The sequence below is a fragment of the Candidatus Leptofilum sp. genome, from assembly GCF_965223525.1.
Classification (GTDB): Bacteria; Chloroflexota; Anaerolineae; order Promineifilales; family Promineifilaceae; genus Leptofilum.
The window spans coordinates 124,300-148,951 of record NZ_CBDCWX010000004.1 but is presented as its reverse complement, the minus strand read 5'-3'; the positions used below and the strand labels follow the sequence as shown (position 1 = coordinate 148,951).

At 52.7% G+C, this 24,652-nt stretch carries 17 protein-coding genes; 9 read left to right on the top strand and 8 right to left on the bottom strand.

The window, feature by feature from the left end; all coding sequences use genetic code 11:
- Positions 1-17 precede the first annotated feature (17 nt).
- From proC to ACOQPM_RS00785, 4 genes are all read right to left on the bottom strand, one after another.
- Positions 18-857, bottom strand: a complete 840-nt coding sequence (gene proC, locus ACOQPM_RS00800; protein ID WP_420627320.1) for a pyrroline-5-carboxylate reductase — start codon at positions 855-857, stop codon at positions 18-20.
- A gap of 47 nt (positions 858-904) precedes the next feature.
- Positions 905-2,026, bottom strand: a complete 1,122-nt coding sequence (menC, locus tag ACOQPM_RS00795) for an o-succinylbenzoate synthase (protein ID WP_420627319.1) — start codon at positions 2,024-2,026, stop codon at positions 905-907.
- Between the two features lie 4 nt (positions 2,027-2,030).
- A complete protein-coding gene (locus ACOQPM_RS00790) occupies positions 2,031-2,687 on the bottom strand; it encodes a hypothetical protein (RefSeq protein WP_420627318.1) in 657 nt (218 codons plus the stop codon).
- 66 nt (positions 2,688-2,753) lie between these two features.
- Positions 2,754-3,437, bottom strand: a complete 684-nt coding sequence (locus ACOQPM_RS00785) for a prepilin peptidase (RefSeq protein ID WP_420627317.1) — start codon at positions 3,435-3,437, stop codon at positions 2,754-2,756.
- A 162-nt stretch (positions 3,438-3,599) separates the two neighbouring features.
- On the opposite strand from ACOQPM_RS00785, the gene ACOQPM_RS00780 reads away from it, so the two are divergent.
- Positions 3,600-5,948: an NACHT domain-containing protein gene (locus ACOQPM_RS00780; protein WP_420627316.1), complete on the top strand. Its 2,349-nt coding sequence runs from the start codon at positions 3,600-3,602 to the stop codon at positions 5,946-5,948.
- 127 nt (positions 5,949-6,075) lie between these two features.
- Here ACOQPM_RS00780 and ACOQPM_RS00775 read toward each other — a convergent pair whose 3' ends face one another.
- Entirely contained in the window at positions 6,076-12,273 is a 6,198-nt protein-coding gene (locus tag ACOQPM_RS00775; protein ID WP_420627315.1) for an alpha-2-macroglobulin family protein, read from the bottom strand.
- 178 nt (positions 12,274-12,451) lie between these two features.
- Here ACOQPM_RS00775 and ACOQPM_RS00770 point away from each other — a divergent pair, with 178 nt between their 5' ends.
- The 3 genes from ACOQPM_RS00770 to ACOQPM_RS00760 all read left to right on the top strand — a co-directional run bounded on the left by ACOQPM_RS00770 (position 12,452) and on the right by ACOQPM_RS00760 (position 13,612).
- Complete coding sequence (locus ACOQPM_RS00770) at positions 12,452-12,781, top strand: ArsR/SmtB family transcription factor (RefSeq protein WP_420627314.1); 330 nt, start codon at positions 12,452-12,454, stop codon at positions 12,779-12,781.
- Positions 12,778-13,239, top strand: a complete 462-nt coding sequence (locus tag ACOQPM_RS00765; RefSeq protein WP_420627313.1) for an SRPBCC domain-containing protein — start codon at positions 12,778-12,780, stop codon at positions 13,237-13,239. The genes ACOQPM_RS00770 and ACOQPM_RS00765 overlap by 4 nt, the downstream gene beginning before the upstream one ends.
- A 79-nt stretch (positions 13,240-13,318) precedes the next feature.
- The gene (locus ACOQPM_RS00760; protein WP_420627312.1) at positions 13,319-13,612 is read left to right on the top strand and encodes a hypothetical protein; all 294 of its coding nucleotides are present in this window, start codon (positions 13,319-13,321) and stop codon (positions 13,610-13,612) included.
- A gap of 86 nt (positions 13,613-13,698) precedes the next feature.
- On the opposite strand, the gene ACOQPM_RS00755 is transcribed toward ACOQPM_RS00760, so the two are convergent.
- Positions 13,699-14,844 carry a hypothetical protein gene (locus ACOQPM_RS00755; RefSeq protein WP_420627311.1) on the bottom strand — a complete coding sequence of 382 codons (1,146 nt, stop codon included), beginning with the start codon at positions 14,842-14,844 and terminating at the stop codon, positions 13,699-13,701.
- Positions 14,845-15,269: 425 nt separating this feature from the next.
- Here ACOQPM_RS00755 and ACOQPM_RS00750 point away from each other — a divergent pair, with 425 nt between their 5' ends.
- The 5 genes from ACOQPM_RS00750 to ACOQPM_RS00730 all read left to right on the top strand — a co-directional run bounded on the left by ACOQPM_RS00750 (position 15,270) and on the right by ACOQPM_RS00730 (position 22,952).
- Entirely contained in the window at positions 15,270-16,283 is a 1,014-nt protein-coding gene (locus ACOQPM_RS00750; RefSeq protein WP_420627310.1) for a LuxR C-terminal-related transcriptional regulator, read from the top strand.
- A 90-nt stretch (positions 16,284-16,373) separates the two neighbouring features.
- Positions 16,374-19,022 carry a penicillin acylase family protein gene (locus ACOQPM_RS00745; protein ID WP_420627309.1) on the top strand — a complete coding sequence of 883 codons (2,649 nt, stop codon included), beginning with the start codon at positions 16,374-16,376 and terminating at the stop codon, positions 19,020-19,022.
- Positions 19,023-19,101: 79 nt separating this feature from the next.
- On the top strand, positions 19,102-19,422 hold the full coding sequence (locus ACOQPM_RS00740; protein ID WP_420627308.1) for a hypothetical protein: 321 nt from the start codon (positions 19,102-19,104) through the stop codon (positions 19,420-19,422).
- Between the two features lie 71 nt (positions 19,423-19,493).
- On the top strand, positions 19,494-21,704 hold the full coding sequence (locus ACOQPM_RS00735) for an acylase (protein WP_420627307.1): 2,211 nt from the start codon (positions 19,494-19,496) through the stop codon (positions 21,702-21,704).
- A gap of 69 nt (positions 21,705-21,773) precedes the next feature.
- A complete protein-coding gene (locus ACOQPM_RS00730; RefSeq protein ID WP_420627306.1) occupies positions 21,774-22,952 on the top strand; it encodes an SPFH domain-containing protein in 1,179 nt (392 codons plus the stop codon).
- A gap of 76 nt (positions 22,953-23,028) precedes the next feature.
- Here the strand turns inward: ACOQPM_RS00730 and ACOQPM_RS00725 are convergent, their stop codons facing one another.
- Complete coding sequence (locus ACOQPM_RS00725; protein WP_420627305.1) at positions 23,029-23,391, bottom strand: hypothetical protein; 363 nt, start codon at positions 23,389-23,391, stop codon at positions 23,029-23,031.
- 142 nt (positions 23,392-23,533) lie between these two features.
- Positions 23,534-24,352: a biotin--[acetyl-CoA-carboxylase] ligase gene (locus tag ACOQPM_RS00720; protein WP_420627304.1), complete on the bottom strand. Its 819-nt coding sequence runs from the start codon at positions 24,350-24,352 to the stop codon at positions 23,534-23,536.
- Positions 24,353-24,652: the final 300 nt, after the last annotated feature.

Here is a 24,652-nt window from a genome sequence, read left to right as displayed (position 1 = left end):
CGGATTACCGACCACGGCTAACCCTCCGGATCTTCCTCCGCCTTGCCCTTGCCCAGGGAGACGGAACGTTCATAAGCAGCCCAAATGCCGCGCGAGATGACCGTGCGGAGACCGCCTTTTTCCATGTGGTACAGAGCCGCCGCCGTGGTGCCGCCGGGGGACGTAACCTGATTTCGCAATTCGGCTACGTGCTTACCAGACTCAATGGCGTAGTTTACAGAACCAATCATCGTTTGGAAGACAAGCTGCTCGGCGATGCGCCGCGAGAAGCCCAGGTGCACGCCTGCGTCAATTAACGCTTCCATCATCATAAACACGTAGCCGGGGCCAGAGCCGCTTAAAGCCGTTGTCATATCCAGATACTCTTCTTCATCCACGTAAATTTCCTGCCCCAGCGAGGCCAAAATTGCCTGAGCCTGCTGCTTTTGCACGTCTGTTACCTCTGGCGTGCTTGTCCAGACGGTAATGCCTTGCCCAATTTGGGCAGGTGTGTTGGGCATGGCCCGCACAACGGCCGCATGAGCCGTGCCATTTGCCAATTTCTTGATAGGGGTTCCAGCAATGATAGACAGCAGCAAATCCTGGCGTCGCAGATGACCACGAATCTCCGGTAAAACATAAGGCAGCGTTTGTGGTTTTATAGATAGCACCACAATTTGCCCATTTTCTGCCGCTTCCCGGTTGTCGTCGGTAACGCCAATGCTGTAGCGATCATTCAGTTCTTCACGCCGCTGGCCCCAGGGATCAGCCGCCAAAATTTGGCTGGGCAGCACATTTTTCTGTGCCAGCAAACCGCGAATCATCGCCTCGCCCATCACGCCGCTGCCAATAAATGCAATTGTTTTATCTTCAAACATAATTTCCTCGGTGCAGATTGGTTCAATCTTAGAGATTGAACCAATCTTTACGCAAAACTCTCTTGCTTCAATGTTACTTCCTTCAAGCGCGCCATATCTAACTCGATGCCCAGGCCGAGGCCAGTGGGCACGGTAATTGTACTATCTTCTGCGTTTAGGTAGAAGGGGGTGGCGATGTCATTTTCGTAGTAGCGTGCCGTTGCAGAGATGTCGCCGGGAAGTGAAATGCCGGGTAGCGAGGCCATGGCTAGCTGTGCCGCCCGCCCCACGCCTGTTTCTAACATGCCGCCCACCCACAAACCCAGCCCGTGCGCCACGCCCAAATCGTGAATTTTGCGGGCTTCTGTCCAGCCGCTGACGCGCGTAGGCTTAATGTTGATGATGTCACACGCTTGCAGGGCAATGGCGTAGCGGGCATGTTCGGCTGAGTGAATGCTCTCGTCCAGGCAGAGCGGGGTTTTAATTTGCGGCCGTAATTGACTATGGTCATAAATATCATCGTACCCCAGCGGTTGCTCAATCATCAGGAAATCCAGCTCATCCATGGATTGAAAAATGATGGCATCGTCCAGCGTGTAGGCAGAGTTGGCATCGAGCATGATGGGCACATCGGGGAAGGTGTTGCGAGCTTGCCACACCATTTTTATGTCCCAGCCTGGCTTGATTTTGAGCTTGATACGGCCGTATCCTTCACCCAAATGTTTAGCAATCACGTCCATCGTTTGGGCAATGCTGGGCTGCGTCCCGATGCTGACGCCCACCTTCACGCACTCACGCGAGCCTTCTGGGTACGGCTGGGCCAGCTTTTGAGCCAGCGACAGCCCATCCCGCTGGGCGGTGATGTCCCAAGCGGCCTGATCCAGCGTGGCTTTGGCCAACGGATGGCCGCGCACCTTGCGGAGCCAACCCTGTAGCTGTTCCGGCTCGTTTAGCTCCTTGCCCAACACGGCGGGGATGAGAAAGTCGGAGAGGATGTGCCAGGCGGTAACGGCCGTTTCATAACTGTAGCCCGGATCGTTGGTGGCCACACATTCGCCCCAGCCCGTCAGCCCCTCGCTGTGCAGCGCCAAAATCAGGCAGTCGCGCTGAAGCTGTGTGCCAAAGCTGGTGCCAAACGGCGACACCAATGGCATAGAAATGTAATAAAGATCAATGCGTTCAATTTTCATAGACTTAGTTGGTGGCGGCTAGTGACTGGTGGCCCGTTTGCCACGCCCTGTTAAATTTTCGGGCTTGGGTGATGAGATCAGCCATGGTTTGGGCGGAGCCAGTGAATAGCGGCTTGCCGATGAGCAGCGCATCTGCACCAGCCTGTTGGTACGCAGCTACTTCGTCAGCCGCCAGTTCAGTTTCCACAATAAGACTCAAATTGGGCTGCGCCTTGCGGATGGCGCGGACGTAATCGGCTCCGGCGGAGCCGCCGGTTTGCAGGCGGATAGCGTGGCAACCTTTTTGCTGCGCGGCTTGGGCTGCCCAAACGCTAATCACAGTTGGCAGATAAGCCACACCAGTCTCCTGGCAAGCTGTCAGCAGCACGTCATCCAAGCAGGGAGAGGAAATGTAGTCGAGGTGGTTGAAGGGGAGAGATTGGAGCTGAACGGCCGTTTCCACCCCACTCACTCCAATCAATAGCTTATCCCCCGCCCGCTGGCGCAAATCGTGCAGCAGTTGGGGCAGCTCAGCGCTGCCAACCGCCACATCCACCGCCAAAACAGGCGACGCCAGTAATGCATCGGCAATCGGAATAATCGCCGCCAGCGGTAAATCCCCCGGCAAAGCCACAATGATACCTGCATTTTTTAGTTCGGTGAGCGTGTGCAAGTTTGACATTATTCACGCGGCTAGTTGTTAGTAGCTGGTGGTTAGTAAAGACAACCAGCCACTAACAACTAGCCCCTAATTCAAAAATTGCCGGACGTACTGGGCGCCCCAAATGAGCATGATGATGCCCGCGATGGCCAAATATTGCCCGTAGGGCAGCGCCGTTGTGCGGTCCACGCGGCGGCTGATGAGCAGCAGCAGCGAAATAACGCCGCCTAGAAAAATGCCTAAAATTAAGGCGAAAATGATGCGATGGAAGCCCAACATCGCCCCCATGAGCATGGCTAGCTTCACATCACCGTAGCCCAGCGGCACGCGCTCTGCGCCATACAGCATCTGGGCCAGCCAGTACAACACGTAAAAAATGGCAAAGCCCACAACCGCGCCCACCAACGCCAGCCGCAAATTATTCTCCTCTGGACTAACGATCAAGCTAGTGAGCAAGGCGATTGCCGTAGCAGGCCAGACCACCTTGTTGAAAATGAGTTTATGCTCCAAATCAGTAACGATGATAAGGATGAGAACGGCAATGTGGAAGCTGTTTACGGCCGCATCCACCCAATCGGTTAAAAAGAGAGGCAAGATGGCGAAGATTACGGCCGTACCCACAAACACAAGCAACGGCCGTTTCCGCTGTGACCAGCCCCAGGTGTGCCACTGCGGGCGCAAGGGCGTATGTGACGAAGGTAAATAATCGGCCAGGGTGTTGATGATGACGGCCGCAAGCAGACCAATCACAAAAAAGATGAGATTCAGCATGGGGGAATTATAGCGGTGAACATATGATTTTGCTTCAAATTGAGGTTGGCGACTATAATCTTATGAACTCATATTGTTATCCACAACTTATACTTCTCCAGAAAATCTCCTTTTCGAGTAAATTATTGCGCTTACGATTGTTTCATAAATGCGGTGAATCTTATGGATAAAGCGTCACAAACTTATCTGAATCAATTACAAAGCAATCTCAACACTTATTTCAATAAAAGTGAATTTCAATCACTTTGTTTTGATTTAGATGTAGATTACGATAATTTTCCTGAAGCAAAAAAAGATGCGATTCGGGAATTATTACGCTACTCCATTCGCCATCAAATGTTAGATAAGCTTGCCAAACAAGCGCAAAGTTTGCGACCCTATGTGGAATGGCCAGCATTTGATGCCAAAATAGCGGCAAATATCACCTCGCTCCCTCCTGAAGCAACGCGATTATCCCACGAAGAGTGGAAAGACAGGAAAAAGCTACTAATCTTACTGGAAAAGGTAAATAACTTCTGGGTAAAGGGGGTATTTGAGAAGTCTGTAGCCGATGAAAGATTGCTCTCTTTGGGCAAGCAGTTCACCCCAGAAATGGTCGAGAATCCCTGGCATGATGTGGTGGGGGCAACTGTCTACGACCAACAATCATTAGATTCCTTCAACAGCTTGCTTGATGTATTCAAGGAATCAGACAAAGCCCTTCTTATCTTGGGTGAACCGGGGGCGGGAAAAACAACTACGTTATTAGAGCTAGCCCAAGAGCTCATTTATGTAGCCAACCAAGACCCCTCAGAACCGATACCCGTCATTTTGAATCTTGCCTCTTGGCGAGAAAAAGATACGCTGTTTGATTGGGTTGTCGAAGAACTATCCAACAAATATCAAATCCCCCGCGACCTTAGCACGGCTTGGCTCAAACAAAACAAATTGCTTTTATTGTTGGATGGGTTAGATGAAGTGTCCGACCAAGCACGCACAGCATGTATCCACACCATCAATCAGTTCCGTAGCGAACATGGCTTGACCAATCTAGTCGTATCCAGCCGCACGCATGAGTATCAATCCTGTGGGGTTCAATTAAAGCTTGGGGGAGCGATTCTTTTACAAGCACTGAATGAAGCACAAATTGACGAGTATTTAGCCACATTTGGCAACAATTTAGCCAGCTTAAGAGAAGCGATACATATCGATGCCGCTTTACAAGAAATGGCACGCTCTCCATTGATGCTGCAAATCATGACGCTTGCCTATGAGGAAGAAGCTAATTCTCACAACGGAGACGAGAACAACAATAATCCAATTTATGATTTAGCAAAATCAAGCAACGATGAGGATTCAAAAGCCGCTTATCATCAACAGATTTTTGAAAGATATGTACAGCGGATGCTAAACCGCCAACCCAATTCACCGTATACCCCAGAACAAACCCAACATTGGTTAGGCTGGCTAGCCCAAAGAATGACCCATAACAACCAAACCATATTTCTAATTGAGCATTTGCAACCTAGCTGGCATAACAATCGAAAATGGCAATGGCTATATTTAGTGTCGGCACGTCTAATAGCGGGGATAATGATTGGGTTACTTACATGGATTGTTTTCTTAATAGGCAAATCAGTCGAGCCTGCTTTCACAGTAAGATTGTTTGAACAACTGGGGAAGATTCCCTTTATCTCGCTCAGTCTTAGTTATTTTCTTTCGCCATTCATTTTAATTCCTATGTTGAGTTTTCTCGTAACCCTAATTGATGGGTGGTATTTTGAGCAATCAAAATCTCAGTTAGGGAGCAATAGGCTACCTAGTAGAATTACTACAATAGGTATTGCCGTTGCCTTCTTTTCTTTTTTTACAGTTTTATTATTTGATCCATGGGAAACTGCCCTGATTGCTTGTGCATTTGAAACATTTGCATTTTCATTAAGCGTACGTTTTATCGATGGAACAGGTTTCCATGATGAAATTCGGACAGTTGAGACTCTGGGATGGTCGTGGAAACATGCGCTAAAAGGGTTGCTTTGGGGAGTAGCATCAGGGCTAATATCAGGCTGGCTACTGATACAAATCGTTGATCCTGCTATATTTTGGGTGTATGTTCTGTTATTTACATTAGTGATTGTACTTTTGAACGGGTTTCAAAATAATGCCCTTGATAAAAAAAGCTACCCAAATCAAGGCATTTTATTATCAGCTAAAAACAGCACTTTGATGGCTTCTGTCTTCTCAATACCAATTGGACTTCTAGTAGCATTAACAGTCAATGTTCAAACAGGTCTGTTAATAGGAATCCTTTTGTTCATAATGGCCTGGTTACTTTATGGAGGAGCTAATATTATAAAGCATTATTTCTTGCGCCCCGCGTTGTGGTACAGAAGGCATATGCCATTAAGCTACATTAAGTTTTTAGACCACACAGCCAGAAATATCTTGTTATACAAAGTGGGTGGTGGCTATGTATTTGTCCACCGCTTATTACAGGAATACTTTGCCAACCTCCATGAGGCGGATGCTTAAAACCAAGATTTCGTACCCTTGCTGGGGAATGGTCTACGGGTGACCGTCGCTTTTTGGGGAAAAATCAAAGATTTCGCAGATTAACCAGATAAAATCTTTTCAATCTGCGAAATCTGTTGATAAAGTCTTACTCAACCACCACCACATCACTCCCACTACGGCCGAATACGTCTGGCGAATACATCTCCTCCGCCTTGGTGGGCGGCACGATGAACGTGCCGGGCGTGGTGGCGCGGGCTACATAATCGTAGCTGTATACACCTTCCCACAGCAGCGAACTGAATGCCTCCACCCGCTCATCCCGCATGTTTTGGTGATCGTACCATTGCCACCACCACCACCAGGGCAGGCTGCTGCCCACGTCGTTCGGGTCTGCGGGGGCACTTTGGGAGACGGCCAGTGCCGGATTGATGGCCTCTAGCCCAGCAGGCAGCGGATCGACCAAAGCCACATGGTAGCGACGATTATCGGCTACCAGCGTCAGGCGCACCCGCACCCGCGCCCCCAGCTTGATGTGCCAGGTGCCATCCTCGTCCTGCCACACATCTTCGGGATCATCCACGGCCTCGTAGGTGCGTTCCACCACAAAGCCACGGTTCAGCGGGTCGAGCGACAGGTCGGTGGGGGCGTAGTTGAGGGCGAGGCGGTAGTAGAGACGGCCGTCTCCGTCCACACTCACAATCACATCCCCCACCTCTTCGTCCGCCAGGTAGCCCATCGGCACTTCCGTCAGGTAACGATCCGTGCTGCGGCCCACAAACGCCTGCGCCCCGGCGTACGTCTCGCCCAGCCAAATTTGGGCCACAAAGTCTGGCGTTTCCGCCTCGAAGGTGTTGAAGTAGCTGTCCAACGCCAGCAGGATAAACACATTCTCCTGGCTGCTGCCCCAATGGCCGCGGGTACGATGTGCCAGCAAGCCATTCACAACCTTCGGAATCAAATCGCTGTCTGGGGATTGGTTGATGAGCGTTTGCAAGATGATGCCATCGGTGCGGCGATTGGAATGGAGCATCAGATAGGCTTCTTCGCCGTAGGAAGTGGTGAAGTTGGCAGAATCGGCCGTTTCCACCGCCCGGTTGTTAATGAGTTGGCGAATCTGCGCCACATACTCCGCACCTGCCGGATCGTCTGCCAGGATGTCCCACAGCCACGCATTCGCTTCCAGCGACAGATTTTCGATGCCCGCTTCGTCTAGCAAGGCGCGGGCTTTGGCAAAGTCGCTGTCCCCGGCCAGATGGCGCACGTAGAGCGCGTAGGCACTCAACGCCCAGCGCGTTTGCTGGCCATACCAATGTGGGTAATAGCTCTCGATATTTTGCAGATAGTTTTGCACGTTGGCCTGCATATCGGCAGGCACGGCGTACCCTTTTTGGCTGGCCATTGCCAGTGCATGAGCCACATGTATCGTGTGATACGGATACGATTCCCGACCACGCTCCCAAATCGGGAAGCCGCCGTCTGGATTTTGCAAGCCTTGCAGTGCCTCAAGGTCACGGACAACCGCCATCTCCATTTCGCCCGGTGCGGGCAAGCCATCGGCTTCAAATGCCGTCAGCACGTCCCGCAGGGCAGCGACGGTAAGAATGCGCGAGGCGTACTCATCGGCCGAATCGTAGCGGTGCTCGGTGAGGTAGATCACCGCATCGGTCAACGCTTGCAGCGCGGTGGAGGAGGTGTTGATTTCCAAACCGCCGTAGCCGGGAATGACGCCATCGGGCATGACAAACGGCTGGGCCACCGCACCCTCATCCAGCGTGCCGTAGGTGGCAAAGGCTTCGGTGGTGGCGGGGGTGTAGACGGGCATTTCGCCACTGGCGGCATCGGCATAGTCGCCAGCAACTACCGCCACCTGGAACCGTGCCGTGCCTGCGCTGCTGGTGGTGGCCGGGAAGCCCACCTCCACCCGGTCATTGGCCGGAACAACAACGCGCTGGCCTGCGCCCGCCGTCAGGGTGAGATTGGTCACGTCGAGAGCCACATCAACCGTCATCGGTTCGTCGGTTTGGTTTTGCACGACAATGGGTAGCTCAAACTGGTCGCCATAATTTAAGAAACGCAGGGCAGACGGCCGTACCATCAAAGGTAGTCGCGCCGTCAAATTACTCTCTGCCGAACCAAACAAATTGTCACCCGCCACAGCCACGGCCATGATGCGGTAGCGCGTCAGGTTGTCGGGCAAGGTGAAGCTGATTTCGGCCATGCCAGAACCGTCGGTCTGGCTAACGGGGGCAAAAACGGCCAGCGGATCAAAGTTGGTGCGTAGGTCAATTGGCGTTTGCCCGCCAGCATCTGCGTCTGCTTCCGCAGGTGCTTCCAATACGTCCAAAAAGTCCAAAACGGAGTCATCGGCAGCGCCTTCATCCATCGCCTCGCCTTCTTCCTCAATAGATTCTGTCACCAACTCGGCGACGCGGGTCACTTCCACCGTCTGCGTCGTGGTTTCAACTTCATTTGCCAACGATTCGGGGTTGACGAGGATAATGGAGGAACGGCCGTATCGGCTATCAATCCAGCTCCATTGGTTACTGTAGAAAACGTCCAGCGGATTCCGTAATTGGTAGCCAGTCAGTGCCAAAATCGCTTCGTCTACAACGACGAGAGCCACTTCCGCATCGGGGACGGGCTGACCGTTGGCATTGGTGACCGTGAGGGAAACGGCCGTTTCCGCTCCCGGCTCCAAGCTGTCCGATTGTGGGTTAATTTCAATGCTCAACTCCCGACTGTACGGCGGCACGCTCAGATTGAGCGAGCCAGTGGCGTAGGCGGGTCGCGGCGGCACATCGGCCAGTTCTTCACCCGCATCGTCCGTGCGGGGCGCAGAGCCTGCCAAATCCACCTTTACCGTCAGGTTGGGGATGTGATCCTCCGTGATGGGAATGCGGAGCGTGGTGCTGCCATTTTCCAGGGCAAATTGCTCTGTAGACAGAATACCGTTGCGGTTGAGCGTCAGCAAGCCTTCGGCAGAGCCAAACGGTGATTGCACCAAAATCTCGGCCACATCGCCCGGCTGGTACTCCTCTTTGTCTGGAATAAGCGTGACGCTTTCTTGGGTGACGTTGCGCTGCACGGGCTGCTTACCGCCACTCACCCAGCGGGTAAGCTGGCTTTGGTTTTCACGACCCTGCGCGTCGGTGACAACGGCCGTAATTTCATACGTGCCGCCTTTATCGGTGTCAAAGGTGCAGGTAACGGGTTCGGTGGTGCTGGAGACGTTGCAGTGCAACGTCTCTACCGGTTGATACCCTGATCCGTAATTCCACTCCAAACGGGCGGCTGTGATGGAAACGGCCGTGCCAGCCACCGCCGCCCCATCAATATCGGTCACAATTGTTTCGATTTCCAGCGGTTCGCCCTGCTCCACAAAGGTGTGGTCGCTGCGTAGCCCCACATACAGCTCGGCAGGGTGCACCAGCAGGCTGGTGTTGGACGACCAGGCTTGCCGGTTCACGTCCATCACCGTGGCTTCGGCAAACACGGTGAAGGGGCGATTGCCTTCCAACGCTTCAAAATCAATTTGCAAGAAGTGCTCACCGCCGCCATCGGTGACGCCGCTAAACGTTTCGGCTACCGAGCCAAAGTCACCGGGGAAACCGAAATCGTCGTAGAAAAACGCCTCTTCATAGGCATAATCATAGCCATCAAAATACCACCACGGCGTCCAGGTGCCGAAGGTGAAATCGCGCCAGCCGGGAGGCGAATAATAGGTCGGCGTGGAGGTGACGTACCAGTTGGTGTCTGCATTGGGCAGTGGGCCACCGGCAAAGTAGCTGGCGGTCACGGCTACGGTGGCCGAGTCGCCCACCACGTATGGCCCCACGCTTTCTTGTCGGGCACTTACCTCAAATTCGGGGCGGCGGAACTCCTGAATCTGAAATTCGTGGAAGCCATATTCACCGCCCAGGTTTTGCAGATTGCCTACGGCGCGAAGCTCCATGTAGGCATAGCCCAGGTTTGTGTTTTCTGGCAGTTCAATTTGCAGATCGAAGCCGCCAAACGAAGTGGGAACGGCCGCACCATCCGCAATCACATTCCCTTGAGGCCCATACAGCGTGTACCGAATCTCTTCAAGCCGCTCGCCGGGCAGCGTAATGGCACCCTCGCCGCTGATGTGGCGCAGCCAGCCCTTAACGCTTACCGTTTCGCCGGGGCGGTAGATGGCGCGGTCATCAAAGATGTGCCAGCGCAGTTCATCCCGCAGCTCACGACGCTGCCAGCCATGCTCATCCCAGTAAGAGGTGTTGGCGGGCAAGATGGCCGTGTCGTCCCCCTGCGTGGCTAGCAAGTACAAAATGCCGCTACTGTTTAATTCAAACTGCGCTAATCCATTGGCGTCGGTTTGATGGGATTGGTTGCCGTTGGTGGAGAGGGTCACGTCGCTCAACGGGCTGCCATCGGCCAAATTGGTTGTCCAGGCCACCAGTTGGGAATGATCGGCAAAGGCATCCAGGCCAATTTGGGTCACCTGCACCCAGGTGTGGATGATTTGGCGGCGGCGTTCCCAAAAGTCGCGGGCAAGCGTGGGTGGCTGAACGACGGCAATGACATGTCCGGTTTCGCCATCGAGGGCTGGGGTGAGGGAAACGGCCGTTTCCGTCAACACATCCTCTACAGAATCTACTGCCATCATTTCATCCACCACCAACTCACCGGGCGGGGTGGGGAAATCATCATCCTCGTCCATGTGGTCCAGGGCACGCAGGTAACGCATGTAAGCTTCCCAGTCGTCGGGGGTGACGGCGTACAGCTTTACCTGAATTTCGTCGTAATTCATCACAAACAGCGTCAGGCTGGGGTTGCTGGTGGACGGATCGGCCGTGACCAGTAGCTCACGTGAGCCGCTGACAAACGGCGTGGCGGAATCTACGCGGAAGCGAGCCGTTTCTTCTTCCCCCAGCGTCTGACCGAAGATGTCAGTCAGGCTCGCATCAATCGTTACTTCGTAGGTGGTGCGCCCTTGGGTTAGCCCCTGAATGGTAAGGCCGCTGTAGTTGAGCTGCACCGTCGCGCCGGGCAGCTCTGGCTCGATGCGAATCATTGTTTCGCTAAACAGTTCAGGGTCTAGCGGATTGTTAAATTCTAGATGGAACGGGGTCAATGGCGGGCAATCTCCATTTGACCAGCCGCAAAAATCACGCTCCAGGCGGAGTGGTGGGTAGGTGTAAAAAGTGAAGCTGTGCGCCTGTGGGTTCACGAGCGGCCCTTCGGCGGAGGGGATGCTGGGGCCAATGCTCACAACAATTTCGGTGTCGGGGGGTAACGGCCGTTCTGCCCGAAACGCCAGCCATCTGCCCTCATTTGCCGACGCAACCCGGCGGCTCACCCACTCATCTACGGCAATTTCCGCCTCGGTTGCCAGCCGTATCGCTTCGCTATCGCCATCAGCGGTGAGGCGGGTGACGGCCAAAATAGCTTCTGGCTCGATTAGCTGATCAAATTCTACAAAAATGATTGGTTCTAGCGGCTGCGGTTCATACTGGGCAGGGTAATTGCTCACCATTTGCACGGGCGGAGTGCTAAACGTCCAGCGCACCGTCTCGGCCAGGGCGTTGCCCGTCGCAGAAACGGTGCCAGCGGGAATTTCAGCTACAAATTCGGTCGCCATCGGCAGACGGTCAACCGCGTCGGCATCGGCCTCAAAGCGGAGGGTTTGCGGGCTGACCCATTGCCAGGTGCCGGGGATGTCAGGCGTCAGGTTCACAGGCACTTCGGCCTCTGTCAGGCTGGTGAGATCAGTTAGCGGCACCATCGGCTGGTTAAAGGTTATGTTAACAAATGGAGCCAGACCAATGCCACCTTCGGGCGAGTAACGCAGCACTTCCAGCGGGGCGTCTGGCACATCTGGTGGCGCAACATCGGTAAAGGGCGGGGGAAAGGTTTGGGCAATGGTGGTGCCAGGGCGCGGCGGCGGGATGAGTTCATCCGGTAGGTTGAAATCCTGCTCGTCGGTTGGCTCTCCCGTCAGTTCGGGCAGTCGTGCCAAAATTTGGGCAATTTCGGCTTCGGTGAGAGGCTCGCCCGTTACTAGCGGATTGGCCACCACGGCTTCCGGTAGGGATTGGCCTTCGCTGAGGCTGATGAGCAGGCTGGCAGCGCTACTGTTCGCACCGCCAAATCCTGCGCTTTCGAGACCACCGGTGTTGGAAACGGCCGTTTCCGTTCGCAAAGTAGGAATGGTGAATCCATCCCCATCGGTGCCATTCGGCCCATCCTGCTGCTGGTAAAACCAAATGCCGACGCCTGCGGCAATGACGACAAGCAATGAAATGAGGCCGGCGATGATGAAGCGGCGCTGACGTTTATTGTTGGAATTTGTTGGCTGAGACATATCCCCGTTCCTTTAGTTGGCCCTCAACTTTTTAGCGTGTAATCGTTGAGGAAAAATGGCAACCGTATCGGCTCGATACGGAATCTACCTTGTAAACGAGCGTTTGCCAAAAAAGGTTCCCTCATTTTCATTTTGGGTTTCAGTTGACCATTGGTAACTCTTGAGTTACCATTGACCCATGTTAGTAACAAACACAGAAGCTAACCGCGTGTTGGACGCATTGGGTCACCAAACGCGCCGAGACATTCTCACTTTACTGCAAGCCCAGCCGCTGCCGGTTGGCGCGATTGCCAAGCAGCTACCCGTGACACGCCCGGCTGTTTCTAAGCATTTGCGTGTTTTAGAAAACGCAGGCTTAGTTTCATTTGAGCGGCGCGGCACGGCCAATATTTTTGCCATCGATCCCAGCGGGTTCCAAGCTGCGCGACAGTTCCTGGAACCATTTTGGGATGAAGCACTGGCAAACTTTAAGCAGTTGGCCGATAGCTACCCATCGGAAGCTTCATGACAGAAAATGTTGAACAAACTGTCATTCAAAAGAGCGTGACCGTTCGCTGCAATCCGACAACTGCCTTTCATATTTGGACGAAGGAGATTTCGCTCTGGTGGCCAAAACGTCATTCGATGAGTGGTGATTTGGAAACGGCCGTTACCATCGAAGGCATCGTGGGTGGCCGAATCTACGAAGAAACGCCCAACGGCACGACATACCTTTGGGGTGAGGTGGTTGCCTGGGAACCGCCCCACTATTTCGCCTACAACTGGTATTTGGGCAGCGGTGCTCAACTGCCCAGTCGGGTAGAAATTCGCTTTACACCTCTGGAGACAACAGGCACCAAGGTCGAAGTCTTCCATCGCGGCCCTGAGCTTATTGGCAATTTGTGGATTCAGCGAAAAGATGCGTTTGCCCATGCTTGGGAGCATGTTTTGCCCTGTTACCTTCAGGCATGTGAAGAAAATAGTTAAGTTGTGGTTAGTGGCTAGTGGCTAGGGTAAATAACCAACCACCAGCTACTCTCAAAAGGAGAATATGATGAGACGTGTGATGGTTCGATACAAAGTAAAAGCAGATAAGGTGGCAGAAAATACGCAGTTTGTAGAGAAAGTGTATGAAGAGCTTCAACAAAACGCACCAGAGGGAATTCGTTATGCCACCTTCAAATTGGAAGACGGGGTTAGTTTTATCCACTTCGCCTCAATTGAGACGGCCGATGGCAGCAATCCACTAGGGCAAACGGCCGCTTTCCAGCAATTCCAGGAAAATATCCGCGACCGCTGCGAAGAGCCGCCCCATGCCGTTGAGCTGGATGAAGTGGGATCGTATCAATTCTTCAATTAGTTTTTTACGTTACGCAGCGCAGAATACAAAAGTCTGAGCTACCTCTGGATTTTCCAGCCACCTAAATGGACTTTTGTATTCTTTGGTTACGGCCGTACTGCCAGCGGCACAAAGGTCTCGTAAAGTTCAGGGACAACGTGCACCGTTACAGGGATGGTAAACGGCGCGCCGGGTACAGTGGGGGTCACACTAACGGTGACGGTAGTGGTGTAAGTACCACTGGACAATCCCGCGCTGTCGAAACTCAAATCAACATCGCTGCTGCTGCTGCCGCTCATTTGGCTGAGGCTGGCAGGCAGCGTACCAGCTGGGTCTAACGAGGCTGACCATGCTAACGTTTCGGTGATGCTGATGCCAATGGTGTGGGTAACGGCCGTTGGCTTGTCCACATCCAGCAACTTCGTAAGGCCACCCGACGTCACTTGGGCAGATTCCATCAGCGTCAAACGAGCATCATCCCAATAGACATCGTTGTGCTTCACGGGAATGTTAGGCCGTGACCAAAGAAAAACAGTGATCGTCTCTGCCTCGGCTACCGCCTCAACGCTAAACAGGCCAAACTCGTCATACTGCATCCGCATTTCGCCCCAAACCACGTTGGGGCTTTGCCAATCGGTCCCGCCAGTGGGATCAATGCCCACACGCTGGAAAAGCTCGCCGTGGTCGTTGGGGTCGCTCACCCAACCAGGCAGCGTTTCTCGTGAAGACCATGCCTGCCCCCAACTACTGAAACAGTAACGGCCGTTCTCCACCGCGCTTACCTGCTGCATCATCCCTCCTTCATGGGTACTCCAAAAGGAAAAATAGTGTTGCGACTTTTCGCCGCTGCGAACCCGTGGCGGAATTTCATGCGGCAGCGAGGGCACGTACTCTGGTTGGATGTTCATCCACGGTTCGGTACGCGGCGTGTCTAGCCAGTACGGATGCCAATCGTCGGCTAGCTTCACACGCTCACACACCTGGTTGGGCTGGTCGGGCGACCAGGTTTGACAGTCGGGATGTCCCGGCGCGGGCATAATGTAAACGGGGTAGTCGCCTTCAAACGAGGGATTGGCAATCAAATTACTGCCGGTGCACACTTCTTCGTCACCCACGGCAATGGTCAGCGGTTGGGTAGGGGTGGAGGCCAATACGATGGGGCGGGGTCTCAGCAACAGGGCGGTTGTGGCGGTCAACAAAACCAACGCCACGAAGATGGATAAGGATACGGCCGTACTTCTATTCACAATCACAACAAACTCCATAGGTGGATTTTTGTTGATGGTAGCAGAGCGGCTTACCTGATATCGTGTGGGGGGCGTGAATTGCGGGCGGTTTTTACGTGATTTTTGCGGAATACGCCACCAAACCCAGAAAAGCAAACCCCACCCAGAAAACATCTGGATGGGGTACACTCCCCGTGACTGGAGATGGGAAGAGGCCGTCTTTGAGAAAGAATATAAACAAAAACGGGATCAAGCTTAGACATACCTGATCCCGTAGAAAATTGCTTCTTGATTCTTTCCTGCGGCTGCGATCAGGAAGAGAATACACAGACTTTGGTGTGCATTCTATTGCTGTTGGGTTAAGATTAACCGCATAAAAATCTTAGCATAAGCCATTCTGATCGCCACCTATCTAAACGGACAGGTTTTTATGAGTTAAACATTAATGAAAAATGAGAACGAAAAATTTCGCAAAGCAAATCGAGAAGCATTGGTCAACCCACCGTCAAGAAATAGAGATGGTATGGTACTTACTGCCTGCTTCTAATGCACTTAAAACCTCCGTAACCGCCGCCGATCTCCAAAATCAGATTGCCGATTATCTCCTTATGACCCCCTTTCATCCCGAAGCAGGGAGACGAGTGGGCGAGCAATTGGCACAGGCATTTGAACTATCGCTAGAAAAGCTGGGCTATCTTCAACGGCTGCTGGCGGAGCAGCTTTTCCTGGGTCTGGATGAAGCGCAGACGGCCTGGCTGGCCCAGCGTTTACCCCTCTTCTGGGCTGAAATGACAGTGGGGTACAGTAACAAGCTGCACAAAATGTACGTATCAAAAGAAGTGGTTCTTGAGAAAATGCTGTCTACCTCACAGCAAGATGCAGAGCAGGAAAGGCATTTCGAAGCATTGTTTAATGATACTTACAGCCCGGTTGTCATCCATGAAAACGGCCGTATCATTGCCATCAATAAAGCTGTCACACAAGTCTACGGGTATTTAGCTAGCGATCTGATCGGGCAAACGATTCAGGTGCTGGTTCACGCCATGGCCCCTTCCTCAGAACAAAGCAATATTCTTAAAAATATGAGCGTAGGCCATCATCATAAGTACCAAACCAGTTGCATTCATAAAAATGGCAGCGAGATTGCTATGGAAGTTACTGCCAGCCCAATTATTTATAACGGCCGTCGGATGCGTATGATTGTTTTACGGCCGCTTACCGCCGTCGGTAAATCATTGCCAGACGTTGAAGAAGCCAATCTCTCACCCCGGCAACAGCAAGTATTACACTATCTGGCCCTGGGCCTGGCCGACAAGGAAATAGCTGCCACATTGCAAATCACAGTTTCAACCGTCAAACATCACAAGCAGAAAATTTTCAAAAAGCTTAAGGTATCAAATCGCTCCGAAGCTGTCGTTTGGGCATGGCAAAAATCAAATTTGTTTTCCGCCCTATCATCTGAGTAATCAAATCGTGGCCTGCTAAAAAGGGGCTACTTTCTTCTCCGCTACGCCTACATTTTCACCTAGTTGCTCAACCTCAAAGCAGGTATCATTGTGCCTATTCAACTAGCTGTGCCCCATCTGCAAACGCCGCATGACGTTCCTGGCACAGCCCGCAGCCCACTGGAGGAAAAGATGAAACTGGCAGCCCGCATTGGATTAATTTTAGTTGGCATCATTGCTCTACTGATTGTCGTTTTGACCATTGTAGGCGTGGTGAATGTGAGACGGCCGTACCCCGACACCGATACCACCCTCACCATCCCCGGACTGGAAGATACAGTCAACGTCTACCGCGACGAAAACGGCATCCCCTACATCTACGCCGAAAATGAGCATGACCTCTTCCTGGCGCAAGGCTACGTTCATGCCCAGGATCGCTTCTGGCAAATGGAGTTCTGGCGTTACATCGGCCAGGGACGCACTGCGGAGATCATCGGCCAGCCAGGTATAGAGATTGATACCTTCATCCGCACGATGGGCTGGAATCGCATCGCCGCCGACTCGCTAGCTTACTACGAAAGCAACTCGCCAGAAATGATGGCCATCCTGGAGGCATATAGCGAAGGCGTCAACGCTTACATCGCCGAGCAAGGCGACAATGTTTCCCTCAATTACACCGTGTTGGGCTTGGTGAATGAAAAGTGGGAAATTGAACCGTGGGAACCGTTACATACCATCGGCTGGGCAGTAGTGATGGCCGATGATTTGGGCGGAAACTGGAGCAGTGAACTGCGCCGCGCCAATCTCATCAATAAATTAGGCGAAGGAACAACCGCTAACCTACTCCCCTTCTACCCGTATGATAGTCGCCCTGTGATAGTTCCGACTGACGCGATAGAGATTGAGTTCACCAATGAAGAAACCGAAGCAATGACCCATTTTTGCCGCTCTGGCCGGTCTCCAGACCGTGCCAGCTTGTGGCGCGGCGAGGACGTCGGCCACAGCCAAACAAGTTGTATTGTTTCATTGCATGAGCAATTGCAGCAGGTCAACTGGGAAAACGTCAACACAAACATCGTTGGCAGCTATCCGGCAAACGGCTTCTTTGGCAGCGGCGATTTTGTTGGTAGCAACAACTGGGCTATCAGCGGCGACCACACCGACACGGGGCTGCCTCTACTGGCCAACGACCCGCATTTGGGCATCCAGATGCCCTCGATTTGGTACCAGGTGGGACTGCACGCTCCCGGCTACAATGTGCAGGGCTTTAGCTTTGCGGGGGTCCCCGGCGTGGTCATCGGCCACAACGGCAACATTGCTTGGGGTGTCACTAACGTTGGCCCAGACGTGCAGGATTTGTACATCGAGAAGCTCAACCCCAACAATCCCAACCAGGTTGAGTTTATGGGCGAGTGGGAAGATATGGAAATCATCGAAGAGGTGATCAAGGTCAACGGCGGTGAGGTGGTGGTGATCGAGGTAAAGATTACCCGGCACGGCCCCATCATCAGCGATTTGCGGGACGACACCAGCGACGTGCTGGCCATGCGCTGGACGGCTCATGAACCAATGCGAACGTTGGAGGCGATTATTGGGTTGAATACGGCCGTAAATTACCAAGATTTCCGCGAAGCCCTGCGCTATTGGGATGTCCCCTCGCAAAACTTTGTCTATGCCGATGTGGAAGGCAATATCGCTTACCAAATGCCTGGGCGGATTCCCATCCGCGCCAACGGGGATGGGCTAGTGCCAGTTCCCGGCTGGACAGGTGAATACGAATGGACCGGGTGGGTGCCTTACGAAGAGCTGCCCGCCGTGCTAAACCCTGAGGGGGGCTACATCGTCACCGCTAACCATTCAGTAGTTGACGAGGCGTATCCATACTTCCTCAACCTCTATTGGGCCGATGGGGATCGCGGCCAGCGCATCATAGATTTGATCGAGGCAGAACTGGATGGAGACGGCGAACTATCTCAGGACGATATGGCCCGCATCCAGTTTGACAGCCACTCGCTCATGGCAGACAGCTACATTCCACTGCTGGACGGCCTCTCCAGCGACGACGAGACAGTGCAAGCGGCGCTGGAGCGGCTGCGCGGCTGGGATCGGCAGCTACGACGCGACAGCGTGCCAGCAGCATTGTTCGAGATATTCTACATGCACCTAGCACAAGCCACTCTGTTGGATGACGTGGGTGAGGAGAATGTCAGTTCATTTGGCGGGCGGGTGCTGTTCCACCAGTTGGCCGCCAATCCAGAAGCGATTTGGTGGGACGACACCACCACAGACACCGAAGAATCGCAGGCAGACATTTTGCTGATGGCGTTGGAGGATACCGTGGCCTGGTTTGAGGAAAATGTGGGCGGCGACATGAACGAATGGACCTGGGGCAGCATCCACACCGCCACCTTTGTGAGTAGCCCGCTGGGTGAAAGCGGCATTGGTGCGGTAGAGTCGCTGGTAAATCGCGGGCCGTTCCCGGCCGACGGCGGCAGTAGCATTGTGAATGCCAATAGCTGGCGTTGGAGCAATCCGGCAGCAGTATCTGGTCATGTTTCCATGCGAATGCTGGTGGATATGAGCGACTTTGATGCTAGCGAATGGGTCATCCCCACTGGGCAATCTGGTCACCCGTATCACCCCAATTATGATGACCAGATTGAGCTGTGGCTGAACGGGGAGTATCTACCAATGGTGTGGAGCGAAGAAAGTGTGATGGAAACGGCCGTAAACCACCTAATTTTGACACCCTCAGAGTAAATGTTTCGTAGCTGCGGATTCTTTCCGCGCGAACCGTCTTGGTTGCGCGGAAAGAATCCGCGGCTACTGAGATTGAATCATGAGTAATCAGATTCGTGACCGGATTAAACGCGTGTACATGGCAGGTGCAATTTACTTTGTAACGGCCGTAACAAAAAACCGCCAACCAATTTTTATTAACCCAGCCAACATTGCGCTCCTACGCCAAACTATCCGTCGTGATGAGCGCGATTATCTCAATCACCTGCATTACATCCATTACAATCCTGTAAAACATGGCTTGGTAATTAGGCCAGAAGATTATCCGCATTCCAGCTACCATGAATATTTGAAGCGCGGCTGGTATGAAATCGGTTGGGGGCACATAGAACCGGGCTCAGTAAAAAATCTTGATTTTTAGTAGCCGCGGATTCTTTCCGCGTTTTTAAAGCCCCTGCGCGGAAAGAATCCGCGGCTACGAGGTTAACTTTGATGAGAAGATGGCAAAAAATTGCGTTGGGTGTGGTTGGGGTGTTGGCATTGGCCGCTGCCTACATTTTCTGGCCGCAGGGTGTTTGGCCGTTTGTGGTGAATCTGGATGAGCTGGAAGCAGTGAATGAAAATTACAATGTCATCATCCGGCGAGATAGCTTTGGCGTGCCGCACATTTTTGGCAAAACCGACGCAGACGCTGCCTATGGCCTCGGTTACGCACATGCAGAAGATGATTTCCTCACCATCCAGCAAGCGTTAGTGGCGGCACGGGGCAGGCTGGGCATGGCTTATGGCATAGACGCCGCGCCCAACGATTACATGGTGCAGCTACTCCGCATCTGGGACGTGGTAGATGCTGAATACGACACCGTCCCGTCAGAAATCCAGGCCATCATGCAAGGATACGCCGATGGGTTGAACTATTACGCCGCCCTGCACGAGGACGAAGTGATGCTGCCAGAAGTGTTCCCTCTTTCTGGGCGGGATGTGGCGGCCGGTTTTATCCATCGTGTACCGCTCTTTTTTGGATTAGATGGCGCATTGGGCGAGCTTTTTGCTGAAACGCGGCAGGGAACCATCTCTGAAAAGGAGATTGCACAATCTCCCATCTCTAATCTCCAGTCTCCAGTTTCCCATTTGCCACCAGCAGTGAAATATGGCTCCAACGTCATCGCCGTGGGGCCAGAGCGCAGTGCCAACGGGGAAACGTTTTTGGCGATCAATTCGCACCAGCCGTGGGAGGGGCCGGTGGCTTGGTATGAGGCCCACGTTGTGAGCGACGAGGGGTGGAACACAGTGGGCGGCTTGCTGCCTGGTTCACCCACCATCACTCACGGTCACAATGAGCATTTGGGCTGGGCGTTTACGGTAAACAGACCAGATTTGATTGATATTTACGTACTGGAAATAAACCCTGACAATCCAGACCAATATCTGTTTGATGGTGAATGGCGCGATTTGGAGGTAGGCGAAGCGCCAATTACAGTGACGCTGTTCGGCCGTTTTCGCTGGACGGTGAAGCAAGAGGTGTTATGGTCGGTATATGGGCCAACGGTGCGGCAGGAGCATGGCGTGTATGCCATCCGGTATGCGGGGATGGGGGAAATTGGCCATGTGGAGCAGTTTGTGCGGCTAAACAAAGCAACCAACCTGGAAGAGTGGCGGGCGGCGATGCGCGAAGGGCCGTTGCCGATGTTTAATGTGGGGTATGCCGATGCGGAAGGGAATATTTTTTATGTGTATAACGGCCGTATTCCCATCCGCGCTGAGGGTTATAACTGGCAACAATATTTGCCCGGCAACACGTCAGAAACGCTGTGGACGGAATATTTGCCGTTTGATGATCTGCCGCAGGTAAGCAATCCGCCCTCTGGCTTTGTGCAAAACAGCAACAGCAATCCTTACCGCACCACGCTGGGCGCAGGCAACCCAGACGAAGCCGACTATTCTGTGACGCTAGGCATTGACGACACCATGTCTAACCGCTCATTGCGTTCGTTGGCACTGGTGGGTGGGGATGAATCTATTACGGAAGCTGACTTTTTCGCTTATAAATATGACATGACCTACCATCCCGAATCGGACATGGCCCGGATGGTGAACACAATTTTGGCAGGGTCTCCGCCCGATGACCCAAACGAACGCACGGCTTACGATTTATTGGCTAGCTGGGATTGGCAAACCGCGCCAGACAGTACAGGAGCAACCGTGGCAATACTAACTCTGTACTATTTACTGGAAGCGGACGGGACTGAAATGTCAGTGTCGAATATGACGGGTGGGCTGTTTACGGCCGTTTCCGCCCAAAGCAGCTTCTCACAAGCAGTGACACATCTAATGGAGCATTTCGGCACGGTCGAAGTACCCTGGCAGGAAGTAAACCGCCTGGTACGAGGCGATACCAATTTGGGACTCGGCGGCGCACCGGATGTGCTACACGCGGTTTATGGGGATATGGGGGAAGACAGCCGTTTCCACGGCATCGCAGGAGATTCATACATTTTGCTGGTAACCTGGCAGCCAGACGGCTCCGTTAGCTCGCAGAGCATCCACCAATACGGCAGCGCCACGCAGGATGAAACCTCACCCCATTTTGCCGATCAAGCTCCAATTTTTGTTGCGCGGGAACTCACGCCAGTCTGGTTTATCGAAGCAGAAATCCTGGCAAATTTGGAACAAGAATACAGACCGGGGGAAGAAAACGACTGAAACCAAATCCTCCAAAATGCGTAAAATCTGTTAAGATCATTCCACATCTTTAGACAAATAGGAGATTCTATGAACAATAGACAATTAAATTTGGCAGGTGCACGACGCATTGTCGTTGTGGTTATCGCAATCGTTGGCATTGTGCTATTACTCTCATTTGCAGGCCAATTTTTCTACATCTTCGAATCCGTTCAGGAACAAGAGGTAGGCATTCAGTTCCGCAACAACCGTATTCACCAAGTTGTGGGGCCTGGCGTCTACAGCGACTTTGGCCTGTTTGTCTCACTAGAAACCATCTCTGCCCAAGCCATTCCCTTCACCGTGACAGATGTAGAGATAATCACGCAAGATAAGCAGCGAATTGGTTTGGTCGTCAGCGGCGATATTTTCCGCCCCGATCTGGGGCAGGCCCCACTCATTGAGGAACAGTGGGCGCAATATCGCGGTATTTACCGAGACGATCTGCTGGCCAGCACGCGCGTACAGGATTTGGCCCGGCAATCCATGAAAGTGTGCGTGGGTGACCGTACCTTCGACAACAACATCATCGGTACATCACGCGATGAATTGCGAACCTGCATTGATGAAGAACTCAACAACCTGGTTGCCGATATTGGTTTGCGAATTGAAAACCTGGTTGTGCCAGAAGTTATCTTATCACCAGAAGTGCAAGCAGCCCTGGACGCCATTGTGCAAAGTCGTCTGCTAACAGAAAAAGCAGCCCAGGATGAGCTTAAAGCAGAGGCGGAAGCTGCGGCCGAACAAGCACGCCAAGAGGGTGAAATTCGGGTAGAACAAAGCCGTATTCAAGAGCAAACGCGCCAGCAAATTATCCTGGCTCAGCTAGAACAAGAGCGTTTGTCTGCCCAGTTGGCCGTTATTGAAGCGACCCAAGTCAATGATTTGGCCGAGATTGCCCGGCAACAGGCGGTACTTTTAGCCACAAAAGAAAATGAGCTATTGCAGGCCGAAGAAGATTTGATAATTGCGGAAATTTTGGCTGAAGTCGCTCTGGTTCAAGCACAGGCAGACACCGCTCTTCAAGATGCGTTGGCTCTAATTTATGCTCAAAATCCAGAATACGTGGAGCTGCTGATAGTACAAGCTAACGCCAGCGCCCTCACGGACACGGACAAGATTATCTTTACGCCGGAAGGCACCATTCCCACCCTGGTTTTGCCAGGGCCTGGCATTGTGCCCACAGTGGATACAGGTGGCCAGCCCACAACAACGGAATCCTCGCCGTAAACCTCCCCTTCCTTAAAGCAAAACAGGGCGCTCATCGCGCCCTGTTTTTGTTTCAGTCTGTTGGATGTTTAAAGAATTAGCCCAAATTGCCGGTAATAACCAGAAGACCTATGACACCCATGACAATGTTGAGGAATACGAGCAGGGCCAAGATGAGCCGCTGACCAGGGGTGAAATTGCGCCAGGCAAAGCCGCTACCGCCGCTGCTTTCTTCGCTAAAAAACTCGTCGTCGCTGGCTAAATCATCATCAAGCGATTCGCCACGCGCCGATTTACGGCGCAGCTGCTCAAATTCATCATCCATATCGTCAATGGGCGGTAGATCGTCTACCAACGGTGATCCTTCATCATCTCCAAACAGATCGTCCCGGAAGGCAGAAAAATCATCATCGAGCTCGCTATTTAAATCATCGTCAAAGTCATCGCGGAAATCGGTCATGGGTGGATTCCTCTCTTCATTTGCTGCCAAAACTTTCTAGCGGTTTTCCCTTCGGGTTGATTGATAAGGTGTGTGGCTAACCGAAGATTGAATCTATTGTAACCCAATTTTGGCGAAAAACGAGGGTTTTAGTTGACAATAACTAGATTTCTTGCAGGGTCACGTCGGCGGCAGCGACGGTATGTAGCTGGCCGGTTTTGTCTCGCACGAGTAGATGCCCGGCGGGGTCTGTAGCTTCGGCAATACCATGAAGTTGGTGGCCTGTTTGAGCCTGCGTGACGTGGACGGGCTGTCCCAAGTTTATCAGTTTTTCTTGCCATTGGGGGTGTGGGGAACGGCCGTTGCCAACAGCATCATACAATTTTTCCACCTTCTGAAGAAAGGTGGCCAGCAGAGGCAGTCGGGGCACAGGCTGCCCTGTTGCCGCCAATAAGCTAGTCGCTGGGGTAATGCCATCTGGCAGCTGCGCGGCTGGAATATTGACGTTGATGCCAATGCCGACGATTGCCCATTGCAGACGGCCGTCTGCGCCAAAACCACCTTCCTGCAAAATACCACTCACCTTGTGCCATTGCCCAGACTGCTGCACCACGATGTCATTGGGCCACTTTAGGCGTACAGTGAGATCGGTATGGGCAGCAATCGCCTCAGTCGCCGCCACGCTGACTAGCATAGTGAGCCAGTTTGTTTGCTCTGCGGGCCAGTTGGGGCGAAACAGCATGGAAAGCAATAGCGAACTGCCGGGGGGCGCATCCCAACGGCGTTCCAAACGGCCGCGTCCCCGCCGTTGGTATTCTGTTAAGAGTAGCAACCCAGTTGGTGGATCGTCCTCGGAACCTTGCTGCACCATCTCCTTGAGCAAATCGTTGGTGGAATCTACCTCTGGGAAAAATTGGTAAGCTTGGCCCAGCCAGCGAGTAGAGAGTGCCTGCGATACGGCCGTTGCTGCTAATTCATTCATCCGTGAATCTCCCTTTATTGCCTTTATTTGTCAAATTCGTATAAAAATTGCATAAAATTTTAGTTGACATGCTGCTATCTCTTTCTATAATTGATTGGAGTAAATACAAGTTCTTTATTATAGCCATTGTGTAAATCACAAAAAGTATCTTGATAAAAATTGAGCCGCGGAATTGTGAATTACTCAGTGAAAGCGGGAGAACTGGCTTTGCTTATTTCCAATTACTTTCCCGCTTTTGCATGAACAGTTTTCCCTCACTATCTACCAAGAATTTCGCTTGTTTGCAACAGCATCATCCGG